Raw genomic sequence first — 26,272 nt, 5'->3', positions numbered from 1 at the left:
TTTCGCCTATGATAACAATTCATCATCATGATGAAATTCAAACTGATGTAATTTAAACTTAATGCCCACATGCGATTCTAACGCTGGTAAATTAAAGGCATCGTTTTCACTGACAAAGCTGATGGACACGCCTTCTTGCCCTGCTCGTCCTGTACGCCCAATGCGATGCACATAGTCGTCAGGCATCTCAGGCAAGGTGTAATTAATCACATGGCTGACATCATCAACATGAATGCCACGCCCTGCCACATCGGTCGCCACCAAAATATTGACATCGCCGTCCTTAAAGCGTTGCAAATAGCGTTCTCGCTTTTGTTGCACGACATCGCCAGAGAGCATGGTGATTTCGTGGTGACGGCGTAAATTGTCATACAATCGCTTGACTTGGTCTTTGCGATTAGCAAAAATAATCACTTTTTTGACAGCATCGTCTGCCAAAATCTGCCGCAGTGCCGCCATTTTTTCACGCTCGGTCAACAGATAAAACTGCTGATCGATGGCGGTATTGGTCTTACTTTCTGGGGCAATCTCAACAAAAGCAGGCTGATAAAGCCAGCGATACGCCAGATTCATCACATCTTGGTTAAAGGTTGCCGAAAATAGCAAACTTTGGCGTTCGGTGTTGCTTGGCATTTGGCGGACGATTCGCTTAATATCAGGAATAAAGCCCATATCCAGCATGCGATCTGCTTCATCAAGCACAAACACTTCAACACGATCCAAAAACAGCACGCCTTTATTGACCCAGTCAATGATTCTGCCCGGTGTGCCGATCAAAATATCCAGCGGCTTTTTTTGGATTTGTTCGTATTGCTTATCAAAATCCGTACCGCCCGTGATACACAGATTGTATAAATCGCTATAACGGGTCAAATCTCGGCAATCTGCCAAAATCTGCTGTGCCAGCTCTCGTGTCGGTGCTAAAATTAACGCCCGTGGCTCGCCCAAATAGCGTGTTTCTGATTTGCCAAACGGCCGTTTCATCAACGCTTCAATGATGGTAATCAAAAAAGTCGCTGTCTTACCCGTGCCAGTCTGTGCCTGTCCGATGGCGTCTTGATTTGCCAAAGTGTGCGGCAAAATCTGCGCCTGAATCGGTGTCAATTTCTCAAAATTCAACGCACGCACAGCTTTTAGCGTCGTCTGCGAAAGTGGCAAATCATTAAAATCTGTAAAAACGGTATCGGTCATGATTGTGATTCGCTAATGCTAATGTTGATATTTTTGCAAATTCATGGTTTTGGCAAATTACTTTTGGACAGTTGGTTCTTGAGTGAAATTCTCTAGGCAAATAGCAAATGCATTGTGGCCTGCCGCACTGACAAACTCTAACTTTTTGGCGTCGTCTTTTTCGATGGGCTGTTTGTACAGCTCTTCAACAGCACTGTTCCAAAATTGCGACCACATACCTGCAAATTCTGGATTTGTGTGTTTTTGGATTTCAGCAACTTCTTCTTCCAGACCTTTCACCACCACAGCTTTGGCGATGTCGCTTTGGCGAGCAAAAGCAATATCTGCCACACTGTCGGCAGCCACTGAACAAATCTGTAAGATCTCTTTTTGTTCGTCGCTTAACTCGTCAGCTTGCGTCTTGGCAGGTGCGGCGGCAGCTGATTTTTGTGTGGTTTGTACAGTTTTGGCGGTCTTAGTGGTCTTGGTGGTCTTAGCATCTGCCGATACGGCAAATAGTGGTGATGCTGCCAGTGCCAATACCAAAGTCGATTTTGCAAGTGTTTTTAACATGGTCCAATCCTAATAGAATGAATAAGTGTCCTCATTATCGCATGTTTGCCCATGATTTTCAAAGCAAATTGATTAAATTGATAAATAATCTGCCAATCGCTTGCTTATTGAGCAAATTTTTGTCATTATTGACCGCTTTTTAGCGATTGGGCAGCATTGATGGCATGATTTGTCTATAAATTCCATTTAAGAAAATAAAAATTCAATTTTTGCTCTGGCAGTTTTATGGTGCATCGCTTAAAGTACAGCCATCGTTTGACTTTGGCGGATTTGCCGATGGTCAATAGCGAATAAATTGATAATTAATGAACTAATTAAGCGATGATTAAGCAATTGTTAGCTATGTTGTTGGTTGTTTTGCTTGCGATTTGATCAACATTTGCTTAATTTATTCAATGTTTATTTCGCTTGATATTTATTCATACTTATTTTTTTATACTTATTTGCTTAAACTTTGCTTAACACTTCAATAAATAATATCGCAATTTGGCTTGGTGCGTTTAGCCAAGCCATGACGCATTTTATAGGAAACCTGCATGCCAAACCCAGCCAAACACCGCAAAAATCGCAATCGCCGAGTGATGCCATTTTTTGGGCTAAGTATGGGCGTGAGTGTGTTTGCCTTGTCGCTTTTGGTGATTTTGCCATTTGCGATGATGATTATTACCACTTTGCAGATGGATTTTGCCGATATTGTCCGCACCATTCGTGAGCCGCAAGTGTTTGCCGCCATCAAATTGTCGCTGTCCATGGCGGCGTTGGCGACTTTGACCAATTTGGTTTTTGGTACTTTGATTGCTTGGGTGTTGGTGCGTTATCAATTTTGGGGCAAATCGCTGATTAATGCTTTGGTGGATTTGCCATTTGCCCTACCGACAGCGGTAACGGGGATTGCCCTTGCGACCTTGTACGCCCCCAACGGCTTATTTGGGCAATGGTTTACCAAACTTGGCATGCTGCTGTTTGGCGAGCCGATAAAAATCGCCTTTACGCCGATTGGCATTTGGCTGGCGTTGGTGGTGGTGAGTTTTCCATTTATCGTGCGTGCCGTGCAGCCAGTGCTTGCCGAGCTGTCCGTTGAATTTGAAGAAGCGGCGGCGGTGATGGGAGCCAATCGCTTGAGCATTTTTCGCCGTGTGATTTTGCCTGAGATTATGCCAGCGATGCTCATTGGGGCAGGCATGATGTTTGCTCGAGCGACTGGCGAATACGGTTCGGTGATTTTTATTGCTGGCAACATTCCGCTGCAATCTGAGATTTTGCCGCTGATTATCGTCTCAAAATTAGAGCAGTTTGATGTGGCAGGTGCGTCGTGCGTGGCGTTGTTTATGCTGATTATTTCGCTTATCGTGCTGTTTGCGATTAACTTTGCCCAGTGGAAATTGTCCGCACGCTTGGGGGCGAAAACCAATTAACGATAGGTAAATTAATTCATTACCACTTAATTTAATTATGAATTAATTATCCAACTAAATTGATTAAAATTTAGCAAATTATCCAAATATTTTTAAAATTACAAATTACTAAATTTAACCAAAATCAAGGCAAATTATGGCAAGTTCAAATACCTACGCCTATCAAAATAACCCCGCCACACGAGATAAACCTTGGGTGAAATGGCTGCTGATTACCACGGCAGTAGCATTTATGGCGGTGATGCTGGTTGTGCCTTTGCTGTCCATCTTTTATGAAGCACTCAAAGACGGCTGGCAGGCGTATCAAGCGGCATTGCTTGAACCTGACAGTTTGTCGGCAATTAAGCTGACTTTGCTGACCACAGCACTGGTATTGCCGATTAATACCATCATTGGCGTGGCGTTGGCGTATCTGATTACTCGCCATAAATTTCGTGGCAAATTTATCATCACCACGCTCTTAGATTTGCCCTTTGCGGTGTCGCCTGTGGTTGCAGGTTTGATGTTTGTGCTGGTTTTTGGGGCAAATACTTTGCTTGGTGGCTGGTTTGAGAGCATGGGCATTCAGATTATTTTTGCCACAACAGGCATCGTGCTGGCGACTTTGTTTGTTACCTTTCCCTTTATTGCTCGTGAGTTGATTCCGCTGATGCAAGCCCAAGGCGATAGCGAAGAAGAAGCTGCCCTGACTTTGGGGGCGAACGGTTGGCAGATGTTTTGGAAGGTTACTTTGCCAAATATCAAATGGGCGTTGCTTTATGGTATTATTTTGACCAATGCTCGGGCGATGGGTGAATTTGGGGCGGTGTCGGTGGTTTCTGGGCATATCCGTGGCGAAACCAACACCATGCCGCTGATGATTGAGATTGCCTATAACGAATACGCCTTTACTTTGGCATTTGCCCTATCCAGTCTGCTGGCGTTATTGGCGTTGGTAACTTTGGTGGTGCAAGGCGTGATGAGCCACAAAAAATAGCCGCTTATCAATCAGTTATCGTGATAAATTTGTAAAAAATCTAAAAAATTTTGAAATTAAAAAGGCATAATTCATGAGTATTAAGATTAGCAATGTCCACAAGCGTTTTGGTGATTTTGTTGCCTTGGGTGATATCAGCATCGAAGTGCCGACTGGCGAATTGACCACTTTGCTTGGCCCATCAGGTTGCGGCAAGACAACCCTGCTGCGTATCATTGCTGGGCTTGAAAATGCTGACCATGGGCAGATTTATTTTGATGGCGTTGATGTTACCGATGTGCCTGTCCAAAAGCGTGGCATTGGCTTTGTGTTTCAGCAATACGCCCTGTTTCGCCATCAGACCATCGCCGAAAATATCGCCTTTGGTTTGACTTTGTTGCCACGCAGTGAGCGACCGACTGCCGAACAAATCAACTGCCGTGTCGATGAGCTGTTGGCGTTGGTGCAACTGCCCCAAACCAAAAACCGCTATCCGCACGAATTGTCAGGCGGTCAGCGTCAGCGTATCGCTTTGGCTCGTGCATTGGCGACCAATCCTAAGCTGTTACTGCTTGATGAGCCGTTTGGTGCGTTGGACGCCAAAGTGCGTAAAGAGCTGCGTAATTCCCTAAAAGACATTCAGCGAGAAATTGGCATCACCAGCATCATGGTAACGCACGACCAAGAAGAAGCTCAAGCGATTTCTGATAAAATCGTGGTGATGAATCACGGTCAAATTGAACAAATTGGCACGCCAAATGAGCTGTTTGCCAAACCCGGCAGTGATTTTGTGGTGGATTTTTTGGGTTTGTAAATTTGATGAACTTAAAAATTTCATCAGTTAATTTAACAAACTAATGTAAAAATCATTCAAACAAATTCATTTAAAACAAAAAGCACAGGCGGTGTTCTGTGCTTTTTTGTTGATTGTTTGGACTTTTGATTTGCTCATTGATATTATTTTAGCGTTTAGAAAAATCTGTCATTAAACCGCAGTTGTCATTAAAAATTTAAAAAAAAAATTTACCAATCATTTTACAAAGCCAAACAATCATTTGGCACTTTAGCCGATAATCTCAAAAGCCTGATAAATCGCATCATCAAGCCGATCGACAGCGATGATTTGGATATTTGCAAATTGGGCATGATTGGCTGGAGCATTGGCTCTAGGAATGATAGCATGAGTAAAGCCGTGCTTCATGGCTTCTTTTAGGCGTTCTTGTCCGTTTGGCACTGGGCGAATCTCGCCAGACAACCCCACTTCACCAAAGACGCACAGGCGATTTGGCAAGGCTTTTTCACGGATACTGGACGCACATGCCAACAGCACGGCAAGGTCAGAGCCTGTTTCCAGTACTTTGACACCGCCCACGACATTGACATACACGTCCATGCCACTGGTGTGGATACCGCCATGGCGATGCATCACCGCCAGCAGCATGGACAGCCGCTGATAATCCAGACCTAACGCCATACGCCGTGGCTGTGCTTGCGAGCTGTCCACCAAGGCCTGCACTTCAACCAGTAGCGGCCGTGTCCCTTCACGGCTGACCATCACCACCGAGCCTGCAATCGGCTTATCATAACGGCTCAAAAAAATCGCTGACGGATTGGCGACTTCCTTAAGCCCTGTATCCGTCATGCCAAAAATCCCCAGCTCATTGACTGCACCAAAGCGGTTTTTGACTGCACGAATCATGCGAAAACGGCTGTCAGCTTCACCTTCAAAATACAGCACCGTATCCACCATATGCTCAAGCACACGGGGGCCAGCCAACGCACCTTCTTTGGTCACATGCCCCACCAAAAACAATGCCGTACCAGTCTGCTTGGCGTAGCGAGTCAATATCGCTGCCGACTCTCGAATTTGTGCCACGCCACCGGGGGCAGATTGTATCATCTCGGTAAATAAAGTCTGGATCGAATCAATCACCGCAATGGCAGGCTGCTCTGTGGTCAATGCCATGCAGATGGTATCGACATTGGTCTCTGCCAGCACACGCAGGCGGTCTGTCGGTAGTCCCAGTCGCTTGGCTCGCATCGCCACCTGCGATAGGCTTTCTTCGCCAGTGATATACAATGCCGAACCAGACAACGAATCCCCTGCCGCCATGTTAATCGCCGTTTGTAATAAAATCGTGGATTTACCAATCCCCGGATCGCCACCGATCAGCACCACCGAACCTGCCACCAAGCCACCACCCAATACACGGTCAAACTCACCAATCCCTGTCGGCATTCGAGTCTCAAGCGTTACCCCAACGCTGTCTAGGGTCATCACGCCACTGACTGCCCCTGCGTAGTTGCCCACTTTGCGGGTCGTGCCAGCTGGCGGTGTTTTTGGCTTGGTGTGATGTGGCAGACTGGTGTTGGGTGCTTCGATGAGCGTGTTCCACTCGCCACAATCGGTGCATTGCCCTGCCCATTTGCCGTACATTGCCCCACAGTTTTGGCAGACATAGCTGCTTTTGGCTTTTGCCATGATGATTGCCCTTGTATTTGCGTAATTGCGATATTGCTATGTGATTGTCGTGGCAAATTGTAGCATTTTTTGGCATGATTTTGAAAAGTTTTGACAAATAGGCAACACCCCACCAAACAACCACCCAAGCCCACCCAAAAAACCGTAAAACCACCCCAATTGCTGTTGTACAAATTTCAATCATCGATTAAAATATTTCATGAAATCATTCATAATTATCCATAAAAATAAAAAATACATTCATTTATTTAAATTATAATAGTTATAATTTCCGCCATTTTATGATTTAATACGGTTTTCGGCGGATTTGCATTGTTTTGTTACATTTTGCCCTGTTCGATACGAATGAGCAAAAACCAACATTTTTGGCAAATTTTGCATTTTTTTATCAAATGAGACTGAATCATGACCACTAAGATTACTGCTCCAGAATTTGTTCGTCATCAAGCCTTGATTGACTGGGTTGCCCAGATTGCTGCATTAACCAAACCTGCCAAAGTTGAATGGTGCGATGGTTCTGACGAAGAAAATCAACGCCTGATCGATTTGATGATTGATAATGGCACAATGATTAAGCTAAATGAAGAAAAGCACCCAAAATCTTATTTGGCATTTTCAGATCCGTCAGATGTGGCTCGTGTCGAAGACCGCACTTTTATTTGTTCAGAAAAAGAAATTGACGCTGGTGCGACCAACAACTGGATTGAACCAAACGAAATGCGTGCCAAGTTGAATGAATTGTTTGATGGCTGTATGGCAGGCCGCACCATGTATGTCGTGCCATTTAGCATGGGTCCATTGGGCAGCCATATTGCCCACATTGGTATTGAGATTACCGACAGTCCTTATGTCGTCGCCAGTATGCGTAAGATGGCACGCATGGGCAAAGCCGTCTATGATGTGCTGGGTACTGATGGCGAGTTTGTGCCTTGTGTGCATTCTGTGGGTTCGCCACTGGCAGACGGTGCCAAAGATGTGGCATGGCCTTGCAACGATGACAAATACATCGTACATTTCCCAGAAACTCGTGAAATCTGGTCTTTTGGCTCAGGCTACGGTGGCAATGCCCTACTTGGCAAAAAATGCCTAGCGTTGCGTATCGCTTCTGCCATGGGTCGTGAGCAAGGCTGGTTGGCCGAGCATATGCTGATTTTGGGCGTAACCAACCCAGAAGGCAAAAAACACTACATCGCTGCCGCCTTCCCATCTGCGTGTGGTAAGACAAACTTTGCCATGCTAATCCCACCTGCAGGCTATGAAGGCTGGAAAGTCGAAACAGTCGGCGATGACATCGCTTGGATTAAGCCATCAGCGGACGGCAAACTATATGCCATCAACCCTGAAGCAGGCTTTTTTGGCGTCGCCCCCGGTACTAATACCAAAACCAACTCCAACTGCATGAGTACGCTGGTTTCTGATGTTATCTACACCAATGTCGCTGTTACCGAAGATGGCGAAGTATGGTGGGAAGGTAAAACCAAAGAAGCCCCAGCCAACCTAATCAACTGGAAACGTGAACCACACACAGGCGAAGAGCGTGCCGCCCACGCCAACGCACGCTTTACCGTATCGGCAGCACAATGCCCATCAATCGATCCACAATGGGAAAACCCTGAAGGCGTACCAATCTCTGCCTTTATCTTTGGCGGTCGCCGTGCCGACACTGTGCCACTAGTAACCGAAGCCTTTGATTGGGTCGATGGTGTCTATAAAGCCGCTACAATGGGTTCAGAGACCACTGCCGCTGCCACTGGCGCTCAAGGCGTGGTACGCCGTGATCCGTTTGCGATGTTGCCATTTGCTGGCTATAACATGGCGGATTATTTCAACCACTGGCTACAAATGGGCGAAAGCGTCGGTGCCAAAGCCGCTGCTGCTGGCAACAAATTGCCAAAAATGTTCAAAGTAAACTGGTTCCGCCGTGATGCAGAAGGCAACTTCGTATGGCCGGGCTTTGGTCAAAATATGCGTGTGCTACAATGGATCATTGAGCGTTGCGAAGGCAAGGCAAATGCCGTACAGACGCCGATTGGCCTAGTACCGACTTATGAAGACATCAACTGGGCAGAGTCTGACTTTAGCCAAGCCCAATTTGAATTGGTTACTAGCCAAGACAAAGACTTGTGGATCAAAGAGCTACAAAGCCATGCCGAATTGTTCGAAAAATTGGGCGAGCGTATGCCGCAAGCACTTAAAGGACACAATGCCAAACTGATCAATGATGTGCAGGCATCGTAATTAGCACAGTATTAATCACAGCAAGGCTATTTTAGGGTGGAAAATGATTTTTCCGCCCTTTTCATCGTCCAGTATGACAAAAATCGACCAACTGTTTTTGATTTAAAATTTTATGCTTATTAAAATTGTGCCAATATCATCATTGATATTAATTTAAATTTATATCAAGCATTTTGGTATCAAACCCAAATATCAATCTGGCACAATCTATTTTAAGCATTGTGCTATTGTGCTGATAAAAGCCATTATTTTCTTTTTAAGCCATTTTACCAAATTAAAAAACACCCCAAAGCACATTACTTTGGGGTGTTTGGCTGGGTTGCCAAATCTTTGACAAGGTTATTTATTTGGCACGGTCAGTACTTGTCCGATACGCAAATTGTCCGTTGGTTGCAGGTTATTCATCTTGGCAAGCTCTTCGGTACTGATACCATAACGGCGAGCCAGAGAAATCAAGCCATCGCCAGCTTTGACGGTGTAAGTGGTGGTTACTTTTGGTACTTGAATCACTTGTCCGATGCGTAAATTGGCATTGGTCGCCAAATTGTTCGCCGCTGCCAAATCGTTGATTGACACGCCAAAACGGTTGGATAATGCGGTCAGGCTCTCACCAGCTTTGACGGTGTATTTTTCGGTCGCTCCAATGTTGGTACGCCCTTTGGCAGGTGCTGCCGTTTGCACTTGATTTTTTGGTGCAGCTGTCGTGGTGCTTGCTGCAGTTGCTCCACTTGGCAATTTTAGGGTTTGCCCAATTAATACGCCATCGGTAACAGATAGGTTATTTTCACTTGCCAAGGCTTGTAGGCTGATGTTGTATTTACGAGCAATGGCGGTTAGGCTTTCACCAGCTTGTACTTTATGAGTTGCTGTGCTGGTATTGTTATTGCTGTTGTTTTGGCGTGTTGGGGTGCTGGTTTGGGTTTGTGGTTTGACTTTGCCAGCAATGAGCCAAAGTTTTTGTCCTGTCAGAATATGAGCATCATTAGCCAAATTGTTATAACTTGCCAATTGTGCAACAGTTAAACCATTTGCCGCAGCAACAGAAGTTAGGCTATCGCCTGCACGGACAGTGTAGCTTTCAGGTTTTGGGGTGGGTTTGGCTGCCGCTTGTACTTGATTTTTTGATGCAGCTGTCGTGGTACTTGCTGCAGTTGCTCCACTTGGTAATTTTAGGGTTTGCCCAATTAGCACGCCATCGGTAACAGATAGGTTGTTTTCGCTTGCCAAGGCTTGTAAGCTGATGTTGTATTTACGAGCAATGGCGGTTAGGCTTTCACCAGCTTGTACTTTATGAGTTGCTGTGCTGGTGTTGTTATTGCTGTTGCTGTTGTTTTGGCGTGTTGGGGTGCTGGTTTGGGTTTGTGGTTTGACTTTGCCAGCAATGAGCCAAAGTTTTTGCCCTGTCAGAATATGAGCATCATTAGCCAAATTGTTATAACTTGCCAATTGTGCAACAGTTAAACCATTTGCCGCAGCAACAGAAGTTAGGCTATCGCCTGCACGGACAGTGTAGCTTTCAGGTTTTGGGGTGGGTTTGGGCGTTGGTTTTGGTTGTGCTGGCGGATTTGGACGCACTGGTGGCGTCTGTGGCTGTGGCTGTGGCTGTGGCTGTGGCTGTGGCTGTGGCTGGGATTGTACCACAATCGGTGCAGGATTAACCACAACGACAGGCGTTGGCTGCACAACAGGTGGCGGCAGTTGCACGACCGTGTTCGGTGTTTGATTGATGACTGGTGCTGGCGTTGGATTTGGCATCGGCTGTGGCTGTACAGGCATTGCAGGCGTTGGACTGCCAGCAAATTTTAGGGTTTTGGTTTCGCCACGAGCGTCCAGCACCGATTGACTGGTTTGGACAGCATCAAGCTGAATATTACCATCTTGCGGACTGAGTACAGGGTCGGTGGTGCTTGCTTGAATCTGTGCAACAATCAAATCCCGTTCTGCCATCGACAATGGCGGCTCTTGGATAATGGTGTTATTTGCCGTCACTTGTGCGATGGTTGTGGGCAAAGTGTTGGACGCAATCAGCTCTTGTTGAGAACTGCTGCTGGTCGTTGCCCCTGATTTTGGCACGACATAACTGATGCTTTGAGCAGGAGCAGTGGCGATATAATCACCGCCAAAGCCATAGCCTTTTAGGGCGGATAATTGAGCATCGACTTGGCTTGGCAAGCTGTCTGGAATAACGATGCGGTTTGGGCCAATCTCATCAATGGTTTGATTTAGCAGTGCTGGGTTTAGCAAGCGTAATTCATCAACCGAAACGCCTGTTACGCTTGATACTTCCGACAGACTGACGCCATAATTAACTGGCACGGTGCGAAAGTGGTTGTGGTTGGCGATGGCAGGCAGATAAATGCCGTAGCTGTTTGGTGATTTGACAATTTGCGACACCGCCAAAAAGCGTGGCACATAGTTCATGGTTTCGGTAGGCAATTTTAGCGACCAATAATCAGTCGGCAAGCCCTGCTCTTGGTTGGCTCGGATAGCTCGTGATACTCGCCCCGGCCCAGCATTATATGCCGCCAAAGCCAGCTCCCAAGAGCCAAATTGATTGTACAAACTGGTCAAAAAATCATACGCCGCTCGAGTGGATTCGATGACATCACGGCGGCCGTCATAGCTTTGGTTTTGATTTAGGCCATAAATACGCCCTGTGCTTGGGATAAACTGCCAAAGACCTGCAGCAGCAGCGTTACTGGTGGCAGTTGGGTCGTAGGAGCTTTCAATAATCGGTAGCAGTGCCAACTCTGACGGAATGCCACGGCGTTCTGCTTCGGCAACAGTATGGTATAGATAGCGAGATGCACGAGCTGTCAGTCTGTCCAGATAATTTTGGCGAGTATAAAACCACGATTTTTGGGCTTCGATGCGTGCGTTGGTTATTTCATTAAGACGATAGCCACGACGGACACGATCCCACAGGTTGCCATAGCGTTTTACCGCCAGTTCATCACCTTCTACCATCGTCATATCGGTGGCTTGCAGTAGGCTTTCAAGCGTGTCTAACATCTGGGCGTCCAAAATCCCCCCGCCTGTGCCAGCACTTGGCGTGCCATTATGCTCAATCACAATGGGCTTGGTGGGCGTTGGCGTGCGAGTGGGTGCAGGCGTTGGCTTGGTGGCAGTGCCAGTACTGCTACAAGCAACCAAGATACAAGATGAAATGGCAAGACTGAGCGGTTTTAGGATTTTAGAAGGCGTCATATCATTGGATTTTGTCATTGTCATATCCTTTAGTGGCTTGGTTGCCTAAGCAACAAAATAAAACATCGCCAAACCGCTTGGCGTGATAAAAATCAACCAAAAGCAATTCGCCGCATGCAAATGGTTAATAATGCCTTATTTTTGCCATTTTATCAACCACATCAGCCAAAAATCACCATAATTCACCTTAAAATCGCCATAAAATTGTCATAAACTGCCATAAAAAATATCTCTGGCGATATTTTGTAGCAAATACACATCAGAGATATTTTTATGATTTTTGGGTTTGTTTTTGGTATTGATTGGCGTTTAATTGGTTTAATTAATAGTAACTTGAGCCACCGAACGCAGCAGCACAGGATTATTGCCCACCTGTGAAATCGTTACTCGTGATGAAGTTTTGATGGTTACAGGTTTGCCATCTTGCAGCCAAGTTTCGGTTGTGGTCATTTGGGCTCGTGCCTGATCACCTGTGGCAACCACATCGCTAATCTCGATCTGATAGCGATAACCGCTTGATTTTGCCCAGCTTTTTTGTAATAGCTGCAGATAGCCTTCTTTGTCCAGATTGGTCGTTTTGCCATTTCTGGATAAAGAAATGATTGCATCATCGGCGATAAGTCGTGAGACTTGGGCAATGTTTTGGGCATTGGCAGCACTGCTCATCGCTGTTGAATAGCGGCCAATGTCGGCATCGCTGATGGCGTAAGCAGGCGTTGCCATCAGCCCTTGGATACCAACAATGCCCACAAATAACCCCAAGCCAAGCCCTTTGGTCATCGGCTTACCCAGTAATTTACCCGCCGTACCCAAAGCAGCAGTCAGTACGCTGGCGGTGGCGGTTTTTTTTAGAATGTTGCGGGTGCTATGTTTCATAAAACAACCCTTATTAATCAGTTTATCAAATGGAATGAATCTTTTGCCAAAGTGTCAATGTGTCATTAAATGTGTTGTAGCGGCTTGATGGCAAATTTTGTCAGCTGAATTTCTCAATCAAATTCACCAATTCAAATTTATCAATCAAGCCAATATTCAACAAACGCCAGACGCTTGGCAAGACTTAGTTTTCTTACTTTAGTACAATAACACGATAAACTTAAGCCATCATAACCAGCTTGTAACATTTTGTTTCAATTATAGGAAATCCTGTACCGTTGCACCAAACCGACACATCAAATCAAAGGCGGTCAAGGTTAATGGCTTGGTGTCTGTGCTGGCGTGTCATCTTCTTCAAGTTTCGCCCCCAGTCGTGCCATGCGGCGTTCCATCAGTTGGCGTGCCAAAATTTGCATATCATCGACACGGTCAAACTCATCGACAATCTCAAGCCCCAATAAGGTTTCTAGCACATCTTCAAGGCTCACCAAGCCCTTAACTTCGCCAAACTCACCCACCGCCAAAGCGATATGCACTCGCTCTTTTAGCATCAAATCCAGCAAATCCAGCAGTTTCATCTTGGCAAACACAAAGTTAATATCACGACAAAACTGCTTGACTGGCGTATGAATGTCTTGGTTTGCTTTGGCGATAAGCAAGTCAGATTTTAGGACAAAACCTGTGGTGTGATCCAAATCTTCATTAAAAATCGGAAAACGAGAAAACGGCAATTTGGGGTATTTGGCAAACACATCACCGACGGTCATATTTTCGTCAAAGGCAGTAATCACCGAGCGTGGGGTTACGATATCTTCGACATTAATCATGCCAAGTGCCAGCGAGTTTTTGATAATGCGAGTTTCCATCTCGCTCATATGCCCCAAACTTTCGCCTTGGTTGGCAAGTGCCAAAAATTCATGGCGGTTAAAGCCGTCGTCTTGATGGCCACGAGTCAAAAGCCGTGAGATTTTTTCGGTAATCCAAATAATGGGCATCAAAGCAATGTTAATCACTCGCACATAATACGCCACGCCAACGGCAAAGCGTCGCCAGTATGCCGTGCCGATGGTTTTTGGGATAATCTCTGTGCCAATCAAAATCAGCAAAGTCATCACCGCACTAAAAACGCCAAACCACGCATTGCCAAACACAATCACCGCCTGAGCCCCTGCACCAAGTGAGCCTAGCGTGTGAGCGACGGTGTTTAATGTCAAAATTGACGAAATGGATTTTTCGATATTATCCACTTTGACATTTTTAAGTAGTTCTGCATGCTTTGGGTTGTCTTCGGCAAGCGTGTCGATATACGAAGGCGTCATGGTCAATAGTGTCGCTTCAGAAATCGAGCAAACAAAAGACACAATCAACGACAAAGAAATAAAAAAGATTAATAAGGCAAGATTAACACTATCACCGCCAAGCTGAAAAGCGGCATTTGCCATCAGTGGGCTAGACATTGCCAATAAAGCAGTGGCAGCTATCAAAATATGGCGAAAATAATTGGAAAAAAAATCAGCGATAATCAAAGTTCTTGGTCGGGGCATAAGGGTGATAAATTGCAAAAATTACCGCCATATTAAGTGAAAAATAAGCAAACTGCAAGTATTGTTTTTAGTATTTTTGTATTGATAATGCTAGCGTGCCACGGATATGCCAAAAACCCAAGCGAGCAAGCCAAAAATATGCTACAATGTGGGTTATTTTACCTTTTGCTTTGCGGTGTTTGCCAAGTTTTTAAGAGTTTTTCTTAAATCATCTAAATCATCAACGGCAGCTAAGTAAAGCGATGGATTAATTGGATTAAATTGTTTATCTTGATTGTTTATCTTATAAAATTTCATCAAGTTTTTATTAAATTTTTATCAAGTTTAACCATTAAACTTAAGTCAATTGATGCTTGACTCAATTTGTATTTTAATTTTATGAACATTTTATTAAACAAATTGTACCAAGTATTAAATTGCACTTATCAATCATTATATTTAAAGGAGCGGTTATGTTCGATTTGTTGATTAACACAGCACACGCAGCGGCTGAAGCACCAGCACAGCAGCCGATGTGGATGAATTTGCTATTGCCAGTGGTGTTTGTGGCGATTTTTTATTTTTTGATTATTCGCCCACAATCTAAACGCAATAAGCAGCACAGAGCGATGGTCGATGGTCTGACGGCAGGCAACGAAGTGGTCTTTGCAGGCGGTCTGATTGGTCGCATCAAAAAAGTCGAAGGCGATTATGCCGTCATCACTTTGAGCAACTCAACCGATGTCAAAGTGCAGCGTGCCAGCGTGCTGATGGTATTGCCAGCAGGTACGATTGATAATATCTAATCTGATTTGCCCAAGTAAGTGGCCGATGATAAATATTTTTGGTTTATCTCAATGATTTGTCAAATTTACTTAAATTTACTTAGATTAAATTTAATTCAATGGTCTAAATTCATGGATTTAAGCTGCTTAATTTGCCAAAACGGATTGTCATCTGCCACCAGCTTGGGTTTGTTTTTGACGCAGGATTTATCAAATTTGTTCCAGTTTTTGCTTTATCAAATCATATGAATAAATTCATAAATCCTGATTAACTAAATAAGAATACTCTATGCACTACCCTGCTTGGAAATATATATTAATTGCTGTGGTGCTTGTCATTTCTGGCATTTATGCACTGCCCAATCTCTACCCCGACGAACCTGCTGTGCAAATCACAGGCGTAACGGCAGGCACCGAACTCACCCCTGATGTCCTAACACAAGCCGAGACGCTACTAGGCAAGGCAGGACTGAATTATCACGATGGCAGTTTTGAGAATAACAGTGCGTTGGTACGCTTGTCCAATGCCGAAGACCAACTCAAAGCCCAAGAAGTGCTACGCCGTGATTTGGGTGAGCAATATGTTGTCGCCCTAAACCTTGCCCAAACCACACCCGAATGGCTGCGTAATATCAGTGCCAAGCCGATGAAACTGGGTCTGGATTTGCGTGGCGGTGTGCGTTTTGTCCTAGAAGTGGATATGGCAAAAGCACTGGAGCGACGCCTAGCCACTGCCAGCCAAGATGTCCGCCGTACTTTGCGTACCAAGCAAATTTCTGTCAAAAGTCTAAAAACAACCGATAACGGCATGGTGCTAAACTTTGCCAATGCTGATGACCGAAACACCGCCCAAACGCTGCTACAAAAGCAAATGGGATTGGATTTTGCACTGCGTCCGTATGCTGATACCGAAGGGGCTGCCCTTGAGTTGAGCTACACCGAAGCCAAACTTCAAGAAATCAATGAATACGCCGTTGGTCAAAACTTAACCACACTACGCAATCGTATCAATGAGCTTGGCGTGGCGGAAGCCTTGGTACAATCACAAGGCACAAACCGTATTGTCGTTGAGCTGCCCGGGGTTCAGGACACCGCCGAAGCCAAGCGTGTTTTGGGACGCACGGCAAACCTTGAATTTCGCATGGTTAGCGAAGCAGACGCCAATTATGCTGGCGGCATTCCACCTGCTGGCACAGAAGCCTTCCCATTTGGTACGCTAGATGGTCAGCCGATGCTATTAAACCGCCAATCCATCATCACTGGTGAGCGTGTCCAAGGCGCCCAGTCTGGTCTGGATCAAGACGGTCGCCCACAAGTCGCCATCACGCTAGACGCCAATGGTGGTCGCTTGATGCAAAATGCCACTCATACCGCAGTCGGTAAGCAAATGGCGGTGCTATTTATCGAAAATAAACAGCGTATCACCTTTAATGAAGATCCAAAAACTGGTGAACTTGTTGAAACACGCACGCCTTATACCGAATCTCGCATCATTAACCGTGCGACCATTCAGGCGGTGCTTGGCTCAACTTTTGTGATTACAGGTCTGGACTCGGACGCTGATGCTGCCGAACTTGCCCTGCTGCTTCGCTCAGGTGCTTTGGCGGCACCGATGTACTTTGTTGAAGAGCGTACCATTGGCCCATCACTGGGTCAGGATAATATTGACAAAGGTCTGTTCTCAACCCAAGTCGGCTATCTGCTGGTGTTTTTGTGGATGATTGTGTTTTATCGTGCCTTTGGGGTGATTGCCAATATCGCACTTGCCTTTAACCTGATTATGATGGTCGCCATCATGTCCATCATTGGCTCATCATTGACCCTACCGGGGATTGCAGGTATTGTTTTGACCATCGGTATGGCGGTTGATGCCAATGTGCTGATTTTTGAGCGTATCCGTGAAGAGCTTGCCAATGGCGTGCGTGCCAAATCGGCGATTGTCGCTGGTTTTGACCGTGCTTTTAGCTCGATTTTTGACGCCAACATCACCACTTTGTTGATTGCCTTTATCCTATTTGCCATCGGTACAGGCCCCATCAAGGGCTTTGCGGTAACGCTTGCCATCGGTATCATCAGCTCAATGTTTACGGCGATTATCGTTACACGAGCCATGATCCAAATTTGGTATGGCAATCGCAAAAATTTAACAAAACTTAGCATTGGTTAGGAGTCAAAGATGAGTAATGAAAATAACCCAATCGACCCAAACACTGGTGCTAACCAAGTGCCACGCCGTCGCCGCACACCACGCCGTGACGGCAAGGGGGCAAATGCCATCACCAACCAAAATGCCCTTGCCGACCAAAGCCTGATAGCTGAGCAAGGCGATGAAGCTGCCGAAAAAGCAGGCGGCGTTAAGCTAATTGCCAATCAACGCATCATTCCATTTATGAAAATCGAAAAGCCGATGATGATAATATCGGCATTGCTGATTTTGGCAGGCATTGTGGCGGTGATTGTCAAGGGGCTAAATTTTGGTTTGGACTTTACAGGCGGTGTGTCTGCCAATGTTGCTTATGAAAAGCCTGTCGAGCAAGTGCAAGTCGTGCAAGCCTTGGCAGATCATGGCTATCCTGACGCCGTCGTGCAGTACCTAGGCACACGCCAAGAGCTGCTACTTCGCCTACCACCCCAAGAAGGCTCGGCAGAGAATCTAACCGCCGCTTTGGATAAGGCTTTGGACTTCCCTGATAATGCATCAACGGTCGATAGCATCAGCATCATCGGCAGTCAGGTGGGTAATGAAATTTACCTAAACTCACTGCTGGCGTTGTCGGTGGCTTTGGGCATGATGCTGCTGTATGTTGGCACACGATTCCAGTTTAAGCTGGCGTTAGGTGCGGTATTGGCACTGTTTCACGATGTGATTGTTGTCGTTGGGATTTTTGCCGTCATGGGCTGGCCGTTTGACTTGACCGTGCTGGCGGCGGTGTTGGCACTGATTGGCTATTCGATTAACGATACCATCGTTGTTTATGACCGTATCCGTGAAAACTTCCGCCGTGTGCGTGGTCTGACACCCGTAGAAGTGCTGGATTTGTCCTTGACCGAGACGCTACGCCGTACCATCATGACGGTGGGAACGGTGTTTGTGGTGGTGATTGCCATGCTGTTTTTGGGTGGTGATGGTCTGTACTGGTTCTCAGTGGCGTTATTTATCGGCTTGATTGCAGGTACTTATTCATCGGTTTATATCGCAAGTTCGATTCCGCTGATGCTTGGCTTGTCTCGTGAAGATTTTGTGGTACAAGTTAAACCTGAATTTGAAGAAGAAGTTGTGGTATTTTCTGATCCTGAGCTACAAAATAGCAAAGACTGAACCGATAATACCAGCCAATACGCTCAAAATGATTTTTGGGCGTATTTTTTATGTCATTAATTTTATGCCATCAAATCACCCATCAATCCAAATCAATTAAAACGAAATAGCCTTTGCCATTCAATTAAATTGACAAGATTTTTAACATTTTAACCCATCATTTAATGGCAAATTAATTTGTATAATTTTAATTTTAATCATGAAAAACACCCCAAAATCGTAACTTTGGGGTATTTGGTATATTGATTAAAGTTGGTAATTTTCGCTTATTTGCGATACGCCAATTCTGTTAGGATATTTTCGGCATCTCGCCAACGGTTTTCACTGTTCGATGCACCCAGCAACACGACAATGGCAGGACGATTGTTGATGTTGGTTTCCATGACGACATTGTAGCCTGATTCACGGATATAGCCAGTTTTTTGTACGCCAATTGGGTAAGTGCCTTCACGCACCAGTCGGTTGGTGTTGTTGCCTTTATAGACACGGTCGCCGCTGTTATAATTGGTGATATAAAAATCGTAAGTCGGTGCGGTTGAGAAGTTGCGGATACTGTGATAGCGTGGATCGCTGTTTACCGCTTTCATCATGATAAGCAAGTCATTGGCCGATGACATATTGCGTGGGTCTAAGCCTGATGAATCGCTAAATTTGGTCTGATACATGCCAAGCTCTTGGGCTTTTTGGTTCATCGCAGCGATAAACGCATCATAGCCACCCGGATAAGTACGAGCCAACGCCTTGGCAGCGGGGTTTTCTGAACGCATCAACGCCATCAAGGTAAACTCAGAGCGTGTCATGCGGTCGCCTGCTTTTAGGCGAGTGCTGGCTTGCTTGGCACCAACCAAGTCTGAAGCGATGAGCGTAATCTCTTCTCGCATATCCAAATCAGCGTCCAAAGTTACCATGGCGGTCATCACTTTACTGACCGAAGCAATCGAACGCTGAGCATTGATGTTCTTGGTATAAATCGGTTTACCAGTTTGCAAATCATAAACTAAAACCGCCGCCGAGCGTGTGGTCAATGCCAATTCATCAAAGCTGCTGGCATAATTTGAATTGCTATATGCTGCTGAATTGGCAGCGTAGTTGGTGGTCTGCACCTGTGGATTGACCACTGGTGCAGAGTACACATTGACTTGGGTGCTGACAGTTGCCGCTGGTGTCGGTGCTGGCGTTGCCGCCTGAATGCTGACATTGGTCGTGGTTTTAAGCTCAGCACTTGGCTGTACATAGACCGTCTGGTCAGTCGTCAACTGTGCTGGCTGGATATTGGTAATACGCTGCTGGCTATTATCGATGGTGAAGGCGTGTACGCTGCCCGTACCTGCCATCACTGCCAACAAAACGGCCATATTTTGACCAGTGCGTTTGATTACTTTCATCTTTTCTCCCCTTTTTGGTAATGTCTTATTTTACCATAAATTTGGCGGTTTGTTGGCTTTGTCAATTTTTTTCATAAATTGTTACAAGCCGATAATAAAAGGTTTGATAATTTAACATTATCTTGGCAATGGCTCTGGTGATTTTGGCAAGGATTGTCTTGATAATGGCTTATCTTTGTAATACCGCCCTGCAATTTATAAAAACTTAGCAAACCTTAGAAAAATTTAGCAAAACCTAACAACGCCAACAAACGCCCTTTTATCGCCCATTGTCCAATTTGGTGATGGTCAAGCCAGTAAAGCCAAACAACAAAGTCAAGAAAAAGCACAAATAACAGAAAAACGCATACGGCACATAGTCAATCACAGGCATCGCAAAAGTCCCTGTCAAAAAGCTGCCGTACACACTCCATGGTACCAAAGGATTAATCACCGTCCCAGAATCTTCAATGGTGCGAGATAGGTTAATCGGATGCAGCCCTAGGCGTTTGTATTCAGATAAATAGGCATTGCCTGAGATGAGTAAGCTTAAATATTGCTCACCCACCAAGATATTGATGCCAAGCGATGTCAAAGCCGCCGCTGCCACGCCACGGCTTGCCTTGGTCAATAGATGACGCATGCCATCAAGCAATGCTGGCAAAATGCCCAAACCTTGCAACAAACCGCCCAATGATAACGCCAAAATCACCAAAATCTGGCTAAAAAACATACTTTGCAAGCCACCACGAGAGATGATTTTGGCAACTTCGCCCAAGTTCAAATCAACGGCAGGTGTATAACCTGCAAAAAACCAACCGCCCAAATCCGACAAACTTGGGCTAGAATGCACATAAGTAACCAAAATTGCCGCCACGACAGTCGCCGAAATGGTGTAAATGGCATTGACTCGCAGCACCGCCAACGCCACCAAAACCACAAAAGGCAACAAAGCATAGCCGTGCACCAAACCACTATCAACCAGTTGGTTTTTTAGCGTGGTGATGTCTGCCAAATCCGCTGTAACGCCGCCATTGGATAACCACCAAAACAACACTGCACTGATCAGCCACGCTGGCACAGTGGTGTACATCATGTTTTTGATATGGTCAAACAAATCCACACCAACAATGGACGCTGCGATACTGGTCGTGTCGGACAATGGCGACATCTTATCACCAAACAACGCCCCAGAAACAACCGCACCAGCGACAATAGCAGGATTTGCCCCAAATGCCGCCGACATACCCAAAAACGCCACGCCAACGGTCGCACAAGTGGTAAAGCCACTGCCCAGAGCAATGCCCACCACCGATGACAAAATAAACGCTGACAAATAAAAAACATCTGCCGACAAAACGCCAAAGCCATAATAAATCAAAGTCGGAATCGCCCCTGACATCATCAAAGCAGACACAAGTAGACCAATGAACGAGAACAAATAAATCGCACCCATGCCCGTATTGACACCATCGGTCATGCGTTTTTGCATATCGGCAAATTTTTGTCCCTTAATAAAGCCAAAAGCCAACAAACTAACAATCACCAGCAGCAATGACAAATGCGGCACCCAGCCCCATGCGATCATTGTGATGCCCATGATGGCAATCATCGCCAAAGCAATGACGGCCGCTTGAGCAGGTTTTATTGCCAATAAACTTTGTTGCGAATCGTTCATAATTATCCTTTATTTGTCAAATTAGAAAATCTTACAGTTATGCACTCAGTAAGCATTCTTGGTATTTGCAATTGATTTTGTCAATTGATAAATGTTGCAAGTAAATCAGTTTCATTGATGGTCAAATTGATAGCAAAACGGACTGGATTTAATAATCATCATCAAGCAAGCAAAAAATGACCAAAACTTAAATCTTAGCTCAAATCTTGACTCAAGCCATTTTGGTGTATCGGCCAATTTTATCAATTCTGCAAATCTGGCAAATCATCACCCATTGGCTCAAGCTCATCTGGGGTGTATTCTTCATCAAATTCATCAATGTCATCAAATTCACCCATGCCATCTTCATCATCAACACCAAACAAACCCAAAATCCGTTTGGCAGATTGGTCATTGCCAGTCTTGATACGCTCAAACAACTCACGCCCATAACCCACCAAATTCACCGTATTATCGGCATTTGGCAATCGGCTGCCGGCAGGCAGCTGCATAAAGACATCTTTGTGTGTGGCGGTGTAATTGGTAAAAATATCCACCACCAACGGCTCTGCTTGACGCAAATCGGACGCATCTTTTGGCAAAGTCGGATTATTCACATATTGCCGCTGATATGTCCAACCAATCCGCCCAGCGTCTATGCCGTAGTACGATTGGTTTTGATATTTGCCAGCAGCCGCCCCAAAGCCGTCTGCTTGGGCTTGCATATCAGACAAATAACCGTAGCTGATACTTTGTAGCACATTGAGCAGCAGATTCATCACCAAGCGATCATTGACCGCCACCGCTTGCACTGCCGACTGCTGCTCTGCTTGCTCACGGTCTTTTTTATCACTGGCATCGTCGGCATTGATGATATAAATAATGTTCTCGCCATCTTTAATGACACGCTCATTGTCTTGATAATTGCCCATAAATTCAGGGTATTTGGCGACGATATTTTGGTACAAAATATCAGCAAACAAATGGCGTGCATAATCGCTGTCGGCCTGAGTGGGACTGCTTTTGATGATGCGATGGGTATTTTTGATACGCTCAATGTCCGATTTTGGCAGATGATTTTGTAAAAATGGCTCAGACAAAACGCCATCGGCATCTACCCAGCCAAACGCCGATGTTGGCAAGCTGGCAAAACTTTGTTTTTTGGCATCGATAATAAAACCCAGCAAATCTTTGGCAAAACCGTCTGGCAAACTGCCATCATTTAGCTCAATCGCCAGCCAGCGATTTTTCCATTTATCGCCCAGTTGCTTATCCAATATATTGCTGTTAGCTAGGGCAAAATTATCCGCCCACAGGTATAAAATGCCCTTTTTAAAATCCACATACAGCGGCTGATTGAGATGAATTTGCACATTTTTGGCTTGATAATCCACCGCAGGCAAGGCGGTGAATTTGCCCAATAACGGCTGATAATTGCCAATCACCGAGAGTTTGGCAGGTTCAATCAAATATGCGTAAATCAGTTGGGATTTTTTGGCGTCCAGTGCCGTGTGATTGCCGTCATGATTGGCAGCAAAATTTGCTATGGCAGCTGCAAGCGTGGTGGCATCGTCTTGCTGTTTTTGTTGCAGCGTTTCGTATAATAAATCAAACTGCTCGGCAGCATCGATGCCTTGGGTGTTGTCCAAAAATTCTTGGATATTAAAATCTTCAACGCCTGCCTGTAATGCCGATTGGCGAGCGGTGATACAGGCTTGATATGCTTGATGAATTTTTTGGTAATCGGCAGATTGGGCGACCGCTTCGGCATGGACGCCCTGTTTTATCAGTGTTTTGGCAAGTGCTACATAAGCATCGTCATGCGTCTGTTCGCATTGGCTCATCACATCGGCACTGGCATGACGCTGCTCATCGCTGGCGTGAGCCAATTGCTCATCACGAATGGCGTTTGAGACATAAATGTCCGTCTGATAGCCAAACGATGTGCGTAGCTGAGATGCTGCCGCCGATGCCAATGCGTCTTTGGCATTTTGGGAGTTGCTTGAGTGATTTAAGCGGTTTGGGTGGTTTGGCTGCTGATGTCCAGTGCTGGCACAGCCACAAAGCGTGGCAATTGCCAAAGTCAAATATAGGGGTTTTTTACTCATCTTCATACAGATACTCTTTGTAAACTGTGCCAATCAAGTTGTTTTTATTAATATTATTAAGATTGTTAAGGGTTATTAAGACAATTTGTCATTGCATTAATGATTTGGCGATAAATTGCCATTGTCCAAATCGTCCGCTGGTGGCGTATAATCTTCTCGTGCTTGTTTGGCAAGTGCTTGCAGCTGACTGTCTTGGCGGATTTTTTGGATAAAAGCATTGCCATCAGCCGCTTTGGACGCATCTAAATCCAAAGACAATTTGTCGCTATAAACATGATTAAACGGCTTATCACTAAAGCGAACCTGTGCGGCAAGCTCTAGGCGAGTGTTGGCGATGGCCTGCTTGGTGGCTTGCACAAACTGCATACCGATTAATTTGCCACGATTATCCAGATAATAATAAAACGCACCCGATGATTTTGACAGTTGCACCGCTTCAAACAAAGCCAACAAACTGCCAACATCATCACTTTGATAGCCTTGATTAATCAGCGTCCAATCATCAATCACCGCCTTGATTGCCGCTGGGCTTAATGACTTATCTTGGATCTTATCTTCAGTGTCGCCGCCTGTGTCGCTATAACGCTCAGGGTGAGCATCAACATAGGCTTTAAGATCCTTGGCAAGGTGCTTAGAAAGCACACCGATCATTTTGCCAAGATTTTGGGCAGATAGGTTTAATTTAATCACCTGTGCTGCACCGATTTGCTTGGCGTAATTATCATTGGCAATTGCCATAGGCGTGAAATTTTCGGCATCAAGTTCGCCAAAACTGGCCAAATTCGCCTTTAATAGCGAATCATAAATCATGGGCATCGGAATCACGCCTGATAATTGCTCAGGCAGGCGGAATTTGACCACGCCACTGGGGGTATCTTTGGGCAATGGTGCGTATTTAGGACTTGCCAATGCCAACAGTGGCAATGCTGCCGATGTGTCAATGAGTAGATTTTCTTGATTAAAATCCATCACCAACGGCATTTGTATCGATGTTTTGGCGGTCGGTGCTTGACTATCAACCGCAAAAACCGCATTGATTTTTCGCTGACTTGGCTGATTGTGGCTCAATACCGTTACCACCATGTTGTCATAATTGTATAAATTTTGAGCGGTTAATTGCTCAGGGGTTTTTTGGACGGCATCAAACAGCGACTCAAGCATCGAATAAGCATAAGTTTGTGATTCACTGTCAGGCAGCGGCAATGGCAACGGTACAGTTTGGCTGCTTTGCTGATTTGCCATACCAGTGGCCTGTTCGGCAGTTTTGATGCGTTTATAAGTTGCAAACCAGCCATCAACCGCCGAAGTTGTATCATCTTGAGTGTCATCATAAAACACTTTGCCAGCAGCGTCCATAAAAGCAGCTTTTAGCTCATCAGCTTCGGCATTATCTGTTGGCATGCTGGGTGCTGCAAACTCTGAATATTGCTTGCTAAATGCTGCCGCCGAGCAGTAAGTCGCTTCACGATAAGCCATCATATCTGGCGTTGGGTTGTTGGCAAGCGTAATGCCCTGCTGACGCAAAGCATCTCTTTGCTTGGTTTGGGTGGTTAGGCATTTTTGTATATCACCAACGGTGGCGAGCTTTTTATCATCGATAACCTGAAAATCCCAGCCTAAGGGATCCAGCCAAAGTGCCTGCTGTGTGTAGGTATCTCGGCAAGCGGTGTAATTTTGCCAAGCCATATCATAGCCATAATAAGCATCGCCTGTCAGTGATTTATTTTTACGCTTGGCACTTAAGGCTTGGGTAAGATCTTCTTGATAAATGGCGGCACATTGGCGAATTTTGGCAATATCGCCCAACTGATAGCCCTGTGCTTGTGGCTGTATCTGTGCCAATTGTGCTTGGCTGGCATCGATACAGTCATGCACTTTACCAAGCCGTTCTTTGATGTCCTGATCGTTTGTGCTTGCCGTGGGACGCTCTTGGATAATGTCATCAATACCGATCGAAATATCTAGCAGGCACTCTCTTTGCTGATCTGCAAAACCGCCAATCGCTGCCGAAACTGCCCGATACGGCTCTGATAACGCCACTTCATAAGTTACATAATCACTAGGCGTGCGGTTGGCTTTTTGATCGTCATAACGCAAAAATGGCGAAGTTTTTTGCTGATTGATTTGGGTTAGCCATTGATCAATCATCTCTTCTGACACAGTGGACAAAGTGCCACCAGCATCGTCAGTATTTGGATTGGCTTGGCTGGCGTAGATTTTGCGTGCTGTTGTCCACAGATGATCACTGCCTACATCGATGCTATCGCTAGAGACACTCGGCAAAACTCGGTATTGATAACGAGACAAAGAATAAAGATCTTGCGACAAATTTTGACCCATCGCCGCCAATAAATTTGCCTTAGCAATACTAGACGGCGTGGACACATTGTCCGAAAATAGCAACTGACTTGGGGCAATCGCCTGTGCCGTGTGCGTATTTTGACTATGGACGGTCTGGCAGGCTTGCAGCATCAAAGTCGCCACTGCCAAATAGCCAATTTTTAATGCCCAATGCGTGCCATATCCTTGTGTTTTTGGGGAAAACTTTCTTTTCATAAGACAATCAACAATGCCACAAAATAAGATGAAATAAAATTAAA

Annotated in this window: 17 protein-coding genes; 7 read left to right on the top strand and 10 right to left on the bottom strand. The window is 45.4% G+C overall.

Annotation, left to right across the window (positions count from 1 at the left end; all coding sequences use genetic code 11):
* Positions 1-6 precede the first annotated feature (6 nt).
* Positions 7-1,191 carry a DEAD/DEAH box helicase gene (locus ACFBZI_RS08360; protein WP_375715871.1) on the bottom strand — a complete coding sequence of 395 codons (1,185 nt, stop codon included), beginning with the start codon at positions 1,189-1,191 and terminating at the stop codon, positions 7-9.
* 57 nt (positions 1,192-1,248) lie between these two features.
* Positions 1,249-1,743, bottom strand: a complete 495-nt coding sequence (locus ACFBZI_RS08355; RefSeq protein WP_375715870.1) for a hypothetical protein — start codon at positions 1,741-1,743, stop codon at positions 1,249-1,251.
* Positions 1,744-2,279: 536 nt separating this feature from the next.
* On the opposite strand from ACFBZI_RS08355, the gene cysT reads away from it, so the two are divergent.
* From cysT to ACFBZI_RS08340, 3 genes are all read left to right on the top strand, one after another.
* Positions 2,280-3,158: a sulfate ABC transporter permease subunit CysT gene (cysT, locus tag ACFBZI_RS08350; protein WP_375715869.1), complete on the top strand. Its 879-nt coding sequence runs from the start codon at positions 2,280-2,282 to the stop codon at positions 3,156-3,158.
* A gap of 136 nt (positions 3,159-3,294) precedes the next feature.
* Positions 3,295-4,134, top strand: coding sequence for a sulfate ABC transporter permease subunit CysW (gene cysW, locus ACFBZI_RS08345; RefSeq protein WP_375715868.1), 840 nt, complete (start codon positions 3,295-3,297; stop codon positions 4,132-4,134).
* 73 nt (positions 4,135-4,207) lie between these two features.
* Positions 4,208-4,927, top strand: coding sequence for a sulfate/molybdate ABC transporter ATP-binding protein (locus ACFBZI_RS08340; RefSeq protein ID WP_375715867.1), 720 nt, complete (start codon positions 4,208-4,210; stop codon positions 4,925-4,927).
* 249 nt (positions 4,928-5,176) lie between these two features.
* Here ACFBZI_RS08340 and radA read toward each other — a convergent pair whose 3' ends face one another.
* Positions 5,177-6,595: a DNA repair protein RadA gene (gene radA, locus ACFBZI_RS08335; RefSeq protein ID WP_375715866.1), complete on the bottom strand. Its 1,419-nt coding sequence runs from the start codon at positions 6,593-6,595 to the stop codon at positions 5,177-5,179.
* 405 nt (positions 6,596-7,000) lie between these two features.
* On the opposite strand from radA, the gene ACFBZI_RS08330 reads away from it, so the two are divergent.
* Complete coding sequence (locus ACFBZI_RS08330; RefSeq protein WP_375715865.1) at positions 7,001-8,833, top strand: phosphoenolpyruvate carboxykinase (GTP); 1,833 nt, start codon at positions 7,001-7,003, stop codon at positions 8,831-8,833.
* Between the two features lie 339 nt (positions 8,834-9,172).
* Here the strand turns inward: ACFBZI_RS08330 and ACFBZI_RS08325 are convergent, their stop codons facing one another.
* The 3 genes from ACFBZI_RS08325 to ACFBZI_RS08315 all read right to left on the bottom strand — a co-directional run bounded on the left by ACFBZI_RS08325 (position 9,173) and on the right by ACFBZI_RS08315 (position 14,373).
* Positions 9,173-12,064: a lytic transglycosylase gene (locus ACFBZI_RS08325; RefSeq protein ID WP_375715864.1), complete on the bottom strand. Its 2,892-nt coding sequence runs from the start codon at positions 12,062-12,064 to the stop codon at positions 9,173-9,175.
* Between the two features lie 294 nt (positions 12,065-12,358).
* Positions 12,359-12,916, bottom strand: coding sequence for a DUF4440 domain-containing protein (locus ACFBZI_RS08320; protein ID WP_375715863.1), 558 nt, complete (start codon positions 12,914-12,916; stop codon positions 12,359-12,361).
* Between the two features lie 317 nt (positions 12,917-13,233).
* A complete protein-coding gene (locus ACFBZI_RS08315; RefSeq protein WP_375715862.1) occupies positions 13,234-14,373 on the bottom strand; it encodes a CNNM domain-containing protein in 1,140 nt (379 codons plus the stop codon).
* Between the two features lie 539 nt (positions 14,374-14,912).
* On the opposite strand from ACFBZI_RS08315, the gene yajC reads away from it, so the two are divergent.
* The 3 genes from yajC (at position 14,913) to secF (ending at position 18,543) form a co-directional block, all read left to right on the top strand.
* Complete coding sequence (gene yajC, locus ACFBZI_RS08310; protein WP_375715861.1) at positions 14,913-15,245, top strand: preprotein translocase subunit YajC; 333 nt, start codon at positions 14,913-14,915, stop codon at positions 15,243-15,245.
* A 268-nt stretch (positions 15,246-15,513) separates the two neighbouring features.
* Positions 15,514-17,391, top strand: coding sequence for a protein translocase subunit SecD (gene secD, locus ACFBZI_RS08305; RefSeq protein WP_375715860.1), 1,878 nt, complete (start codon positions 15,514-15,516; stop codon positions 17,389-17,391).
* Positions 17,392-17,400: 9 nt separating this feature from the next.
* A complete protein-coding gene (gene secF, locus ACFBZI_RS08300) occupies positions 17,401-18,543 on the top strand; it encodes a protein translocase subunit SecF (RefSeq protein ID WP_375715859.1) in 1,143 nt (380 codons plus the stop codon).
* Positions 18,544-18,809: 266 nt separating this feature from the next.
* On the opposite strand, the gene ACFBZI_RS08295 is transcribed toward secF, so the two are convergent.
* The 4 genes from ACFBZI_RS08295 to ACFBZI_RS08280 form a co-directional block, all read right to left on the bottom strand.
* Positions 18,810-19,928 (bottom strand): D-alanyl-D-alanine carboxypeptidase family protein, encoded by a 1,119-nt coding sequence (locus tag ACFBZI_RS08295; RefSeq protein WP_375715858.1) that lies wholly within the window; start codon positions 19,926-19,928, stop codon positions 18,810-18,812.
* A gap of 259 nt (positions 19,929-20,187) precedes the next feature.
* Positions 20,188-21,585 carry a Na+/H+ antiporter NhaC family protein gene (locus tag ACFBZI_RS08290; RefSeq protein ID WP_375715857.1) on the bottom strand — a complete coding sequence of 466 codons (1,398 nt, stop codon included), beginning with the start codon at positions 21,583-21,585 and terminating at the stop codon, positions 20,188-20,190.
* A gap of 242 nt (positions 21,586-21,827) precedes the next feature.
* Positions 21,828-23,678, bottom strand: coding sequence for a hypothetical protein (locus tag ACFBZI_RS08285; RefSeq protein ID WP_375715856.1), 1,851 nt, complete (start codon positions 23,676-23,678; stop codon positions 21,828-21,830).
* 90 nt (positions 23,679-23,768) lie between these two features.
* A complete protein-coding gene (locus ACFBZI_RS08280; RefSeq protein WP_375715855.1) occupies positions 23,769-26,228 on the bottom strand; it encodes a hypothetical protein in 2,460 nt (819 codons plus the stop codon).
* Positions 26,229-26,272 lie beyond the last annotated feature (44 nt).

It is taken from the genome of Moraxella marmotae, assembly GCF_042219885.1.
GTDB classification, from domain to species: Bacteria; Pseudomonadota; Gammaproteobacteria; order Pseudomonadales; family Moraxellaceae; genus Moraxella; species Moraxella marmotae.
This window is presented reverse-complemented; position numbering and strand designations above follow the sequence as displayed.

Bases quoted from the DNA above. Each gene is read 5' to 3' on its own strand.
- ACFBZI_RS08360 (WP_375715871.1), bottom strand. From the start codon at position 1,191: ATGACCGATACCGTTTTTACAGATTTTAATGATTTGCCACTTTCGCAG.
- ACFBZI_RS08355 (WP_375715870.1), bottom strand. From the start codon at position 1,743: ATGTTAAAAACACTTGCAAAATCGACTTTGGTATTGGCACTGGCAGCA.
- cysT (WP_375715869.1), top strand. From the start codon at position 2,280: ATGCCAAACCCAGCCAAACACCGCAAAAATCGCAATCGCCGAGTGATG.
- cysW (WP_375715868.1), top strand. From the start codon at position 3,295: ATGGCAAGTTCAAATACCTACGCCTATCAAAATAACCCCGCCACACGA.
- ACFBZI_RS08340 (WP_375715867.1), top strand. From the start codon at position 4,208: ATGAGTATTAAGATTAGCAATGTCCACAAGCGTTTTGGTGATTTTGTT.
- radA (WP_375715866.1), bottom strand. From the start codon at position 6,595: ATGGCAAAAGCCAAAAGCAGCTATGTCTGCCAAAACTGTGGGGCAATG.
- ACFBZI_RS08330 (WP_375715865.1), top strand. From the start codon at position 7,001: ATGACCACTAAGATTACTGCTCCAGAATTTGTTCGTCATCAAGCCTTG.
- ACFBZI_RS08325 (WP_375715864.1), bottom strand. From the start codon at position 12,064: ATGACAATGACAAAATCCAATGATATGACGCCTTCTAAAATCCTAAAA.
- ACFBZI_RS08320 (WP_375715863.1), bottom strand. From the start codon at position 12,916: ATGAAACATAGCACCCGCAACATTCTAAAAAAAACCGCCACCGCCAGC.
- ACFBZI_RS08315 (WP_375715862.1), bottom strand. From the start codon at position 14,373: ATGTCTAGCCCACTGATGGCAAATGCCGCTTTTCAGCTTGGCGGTGAT.
- yajC (WP_375715861.1), top strand. From the start codon at position 14,913: ATGTTCGATTTGTTGATTAACACAGCACACGCAGCGGCTGAAGCACCA.
- secD (WP_375715860.1), top strand. From the start codon at position 15,514: ATGCACTACCCTGCTTGGAAATATATATTAATTGCTGTGGTGCTTGTC.
- secF (WP_375715859.1), top strand. From the start codon at position 17,401: ATGAGTAATGAAAATAACCCAATCGACCCAAACACTGGTGCTAACCAA.
- ACFBZI_RS08295 (WP_375715858.1), bottom strand. From the start codon at position 19,928: ATGAAAGTAATCAAACGCACTGGTCAAAATATGGCCGTTTTGTTGGCA.
- ACFBZI_RS08290 (WP_375715857.1), bottom strand. From the start codon at position 21,585: ATGAACGATTCGCAACAAAGTTTATTGGCAATAAAACCTGCTCAAGCG.
- ACFBZI_RS08285 (WP_375715856.1), bottom strand. From the start codon at position 23,678: ATGAAGATGAGTAAAAAACCCCTATATTTGACTTTGGCAATTGCCACG.
- ACFBZI_RS08280 (WP_375715855.1), bottom strand. From the start codon at position 26,228: ATGAAAAGAAAGTTTTCCCCAAAAACACAAGGATATGGCACGCATTGG.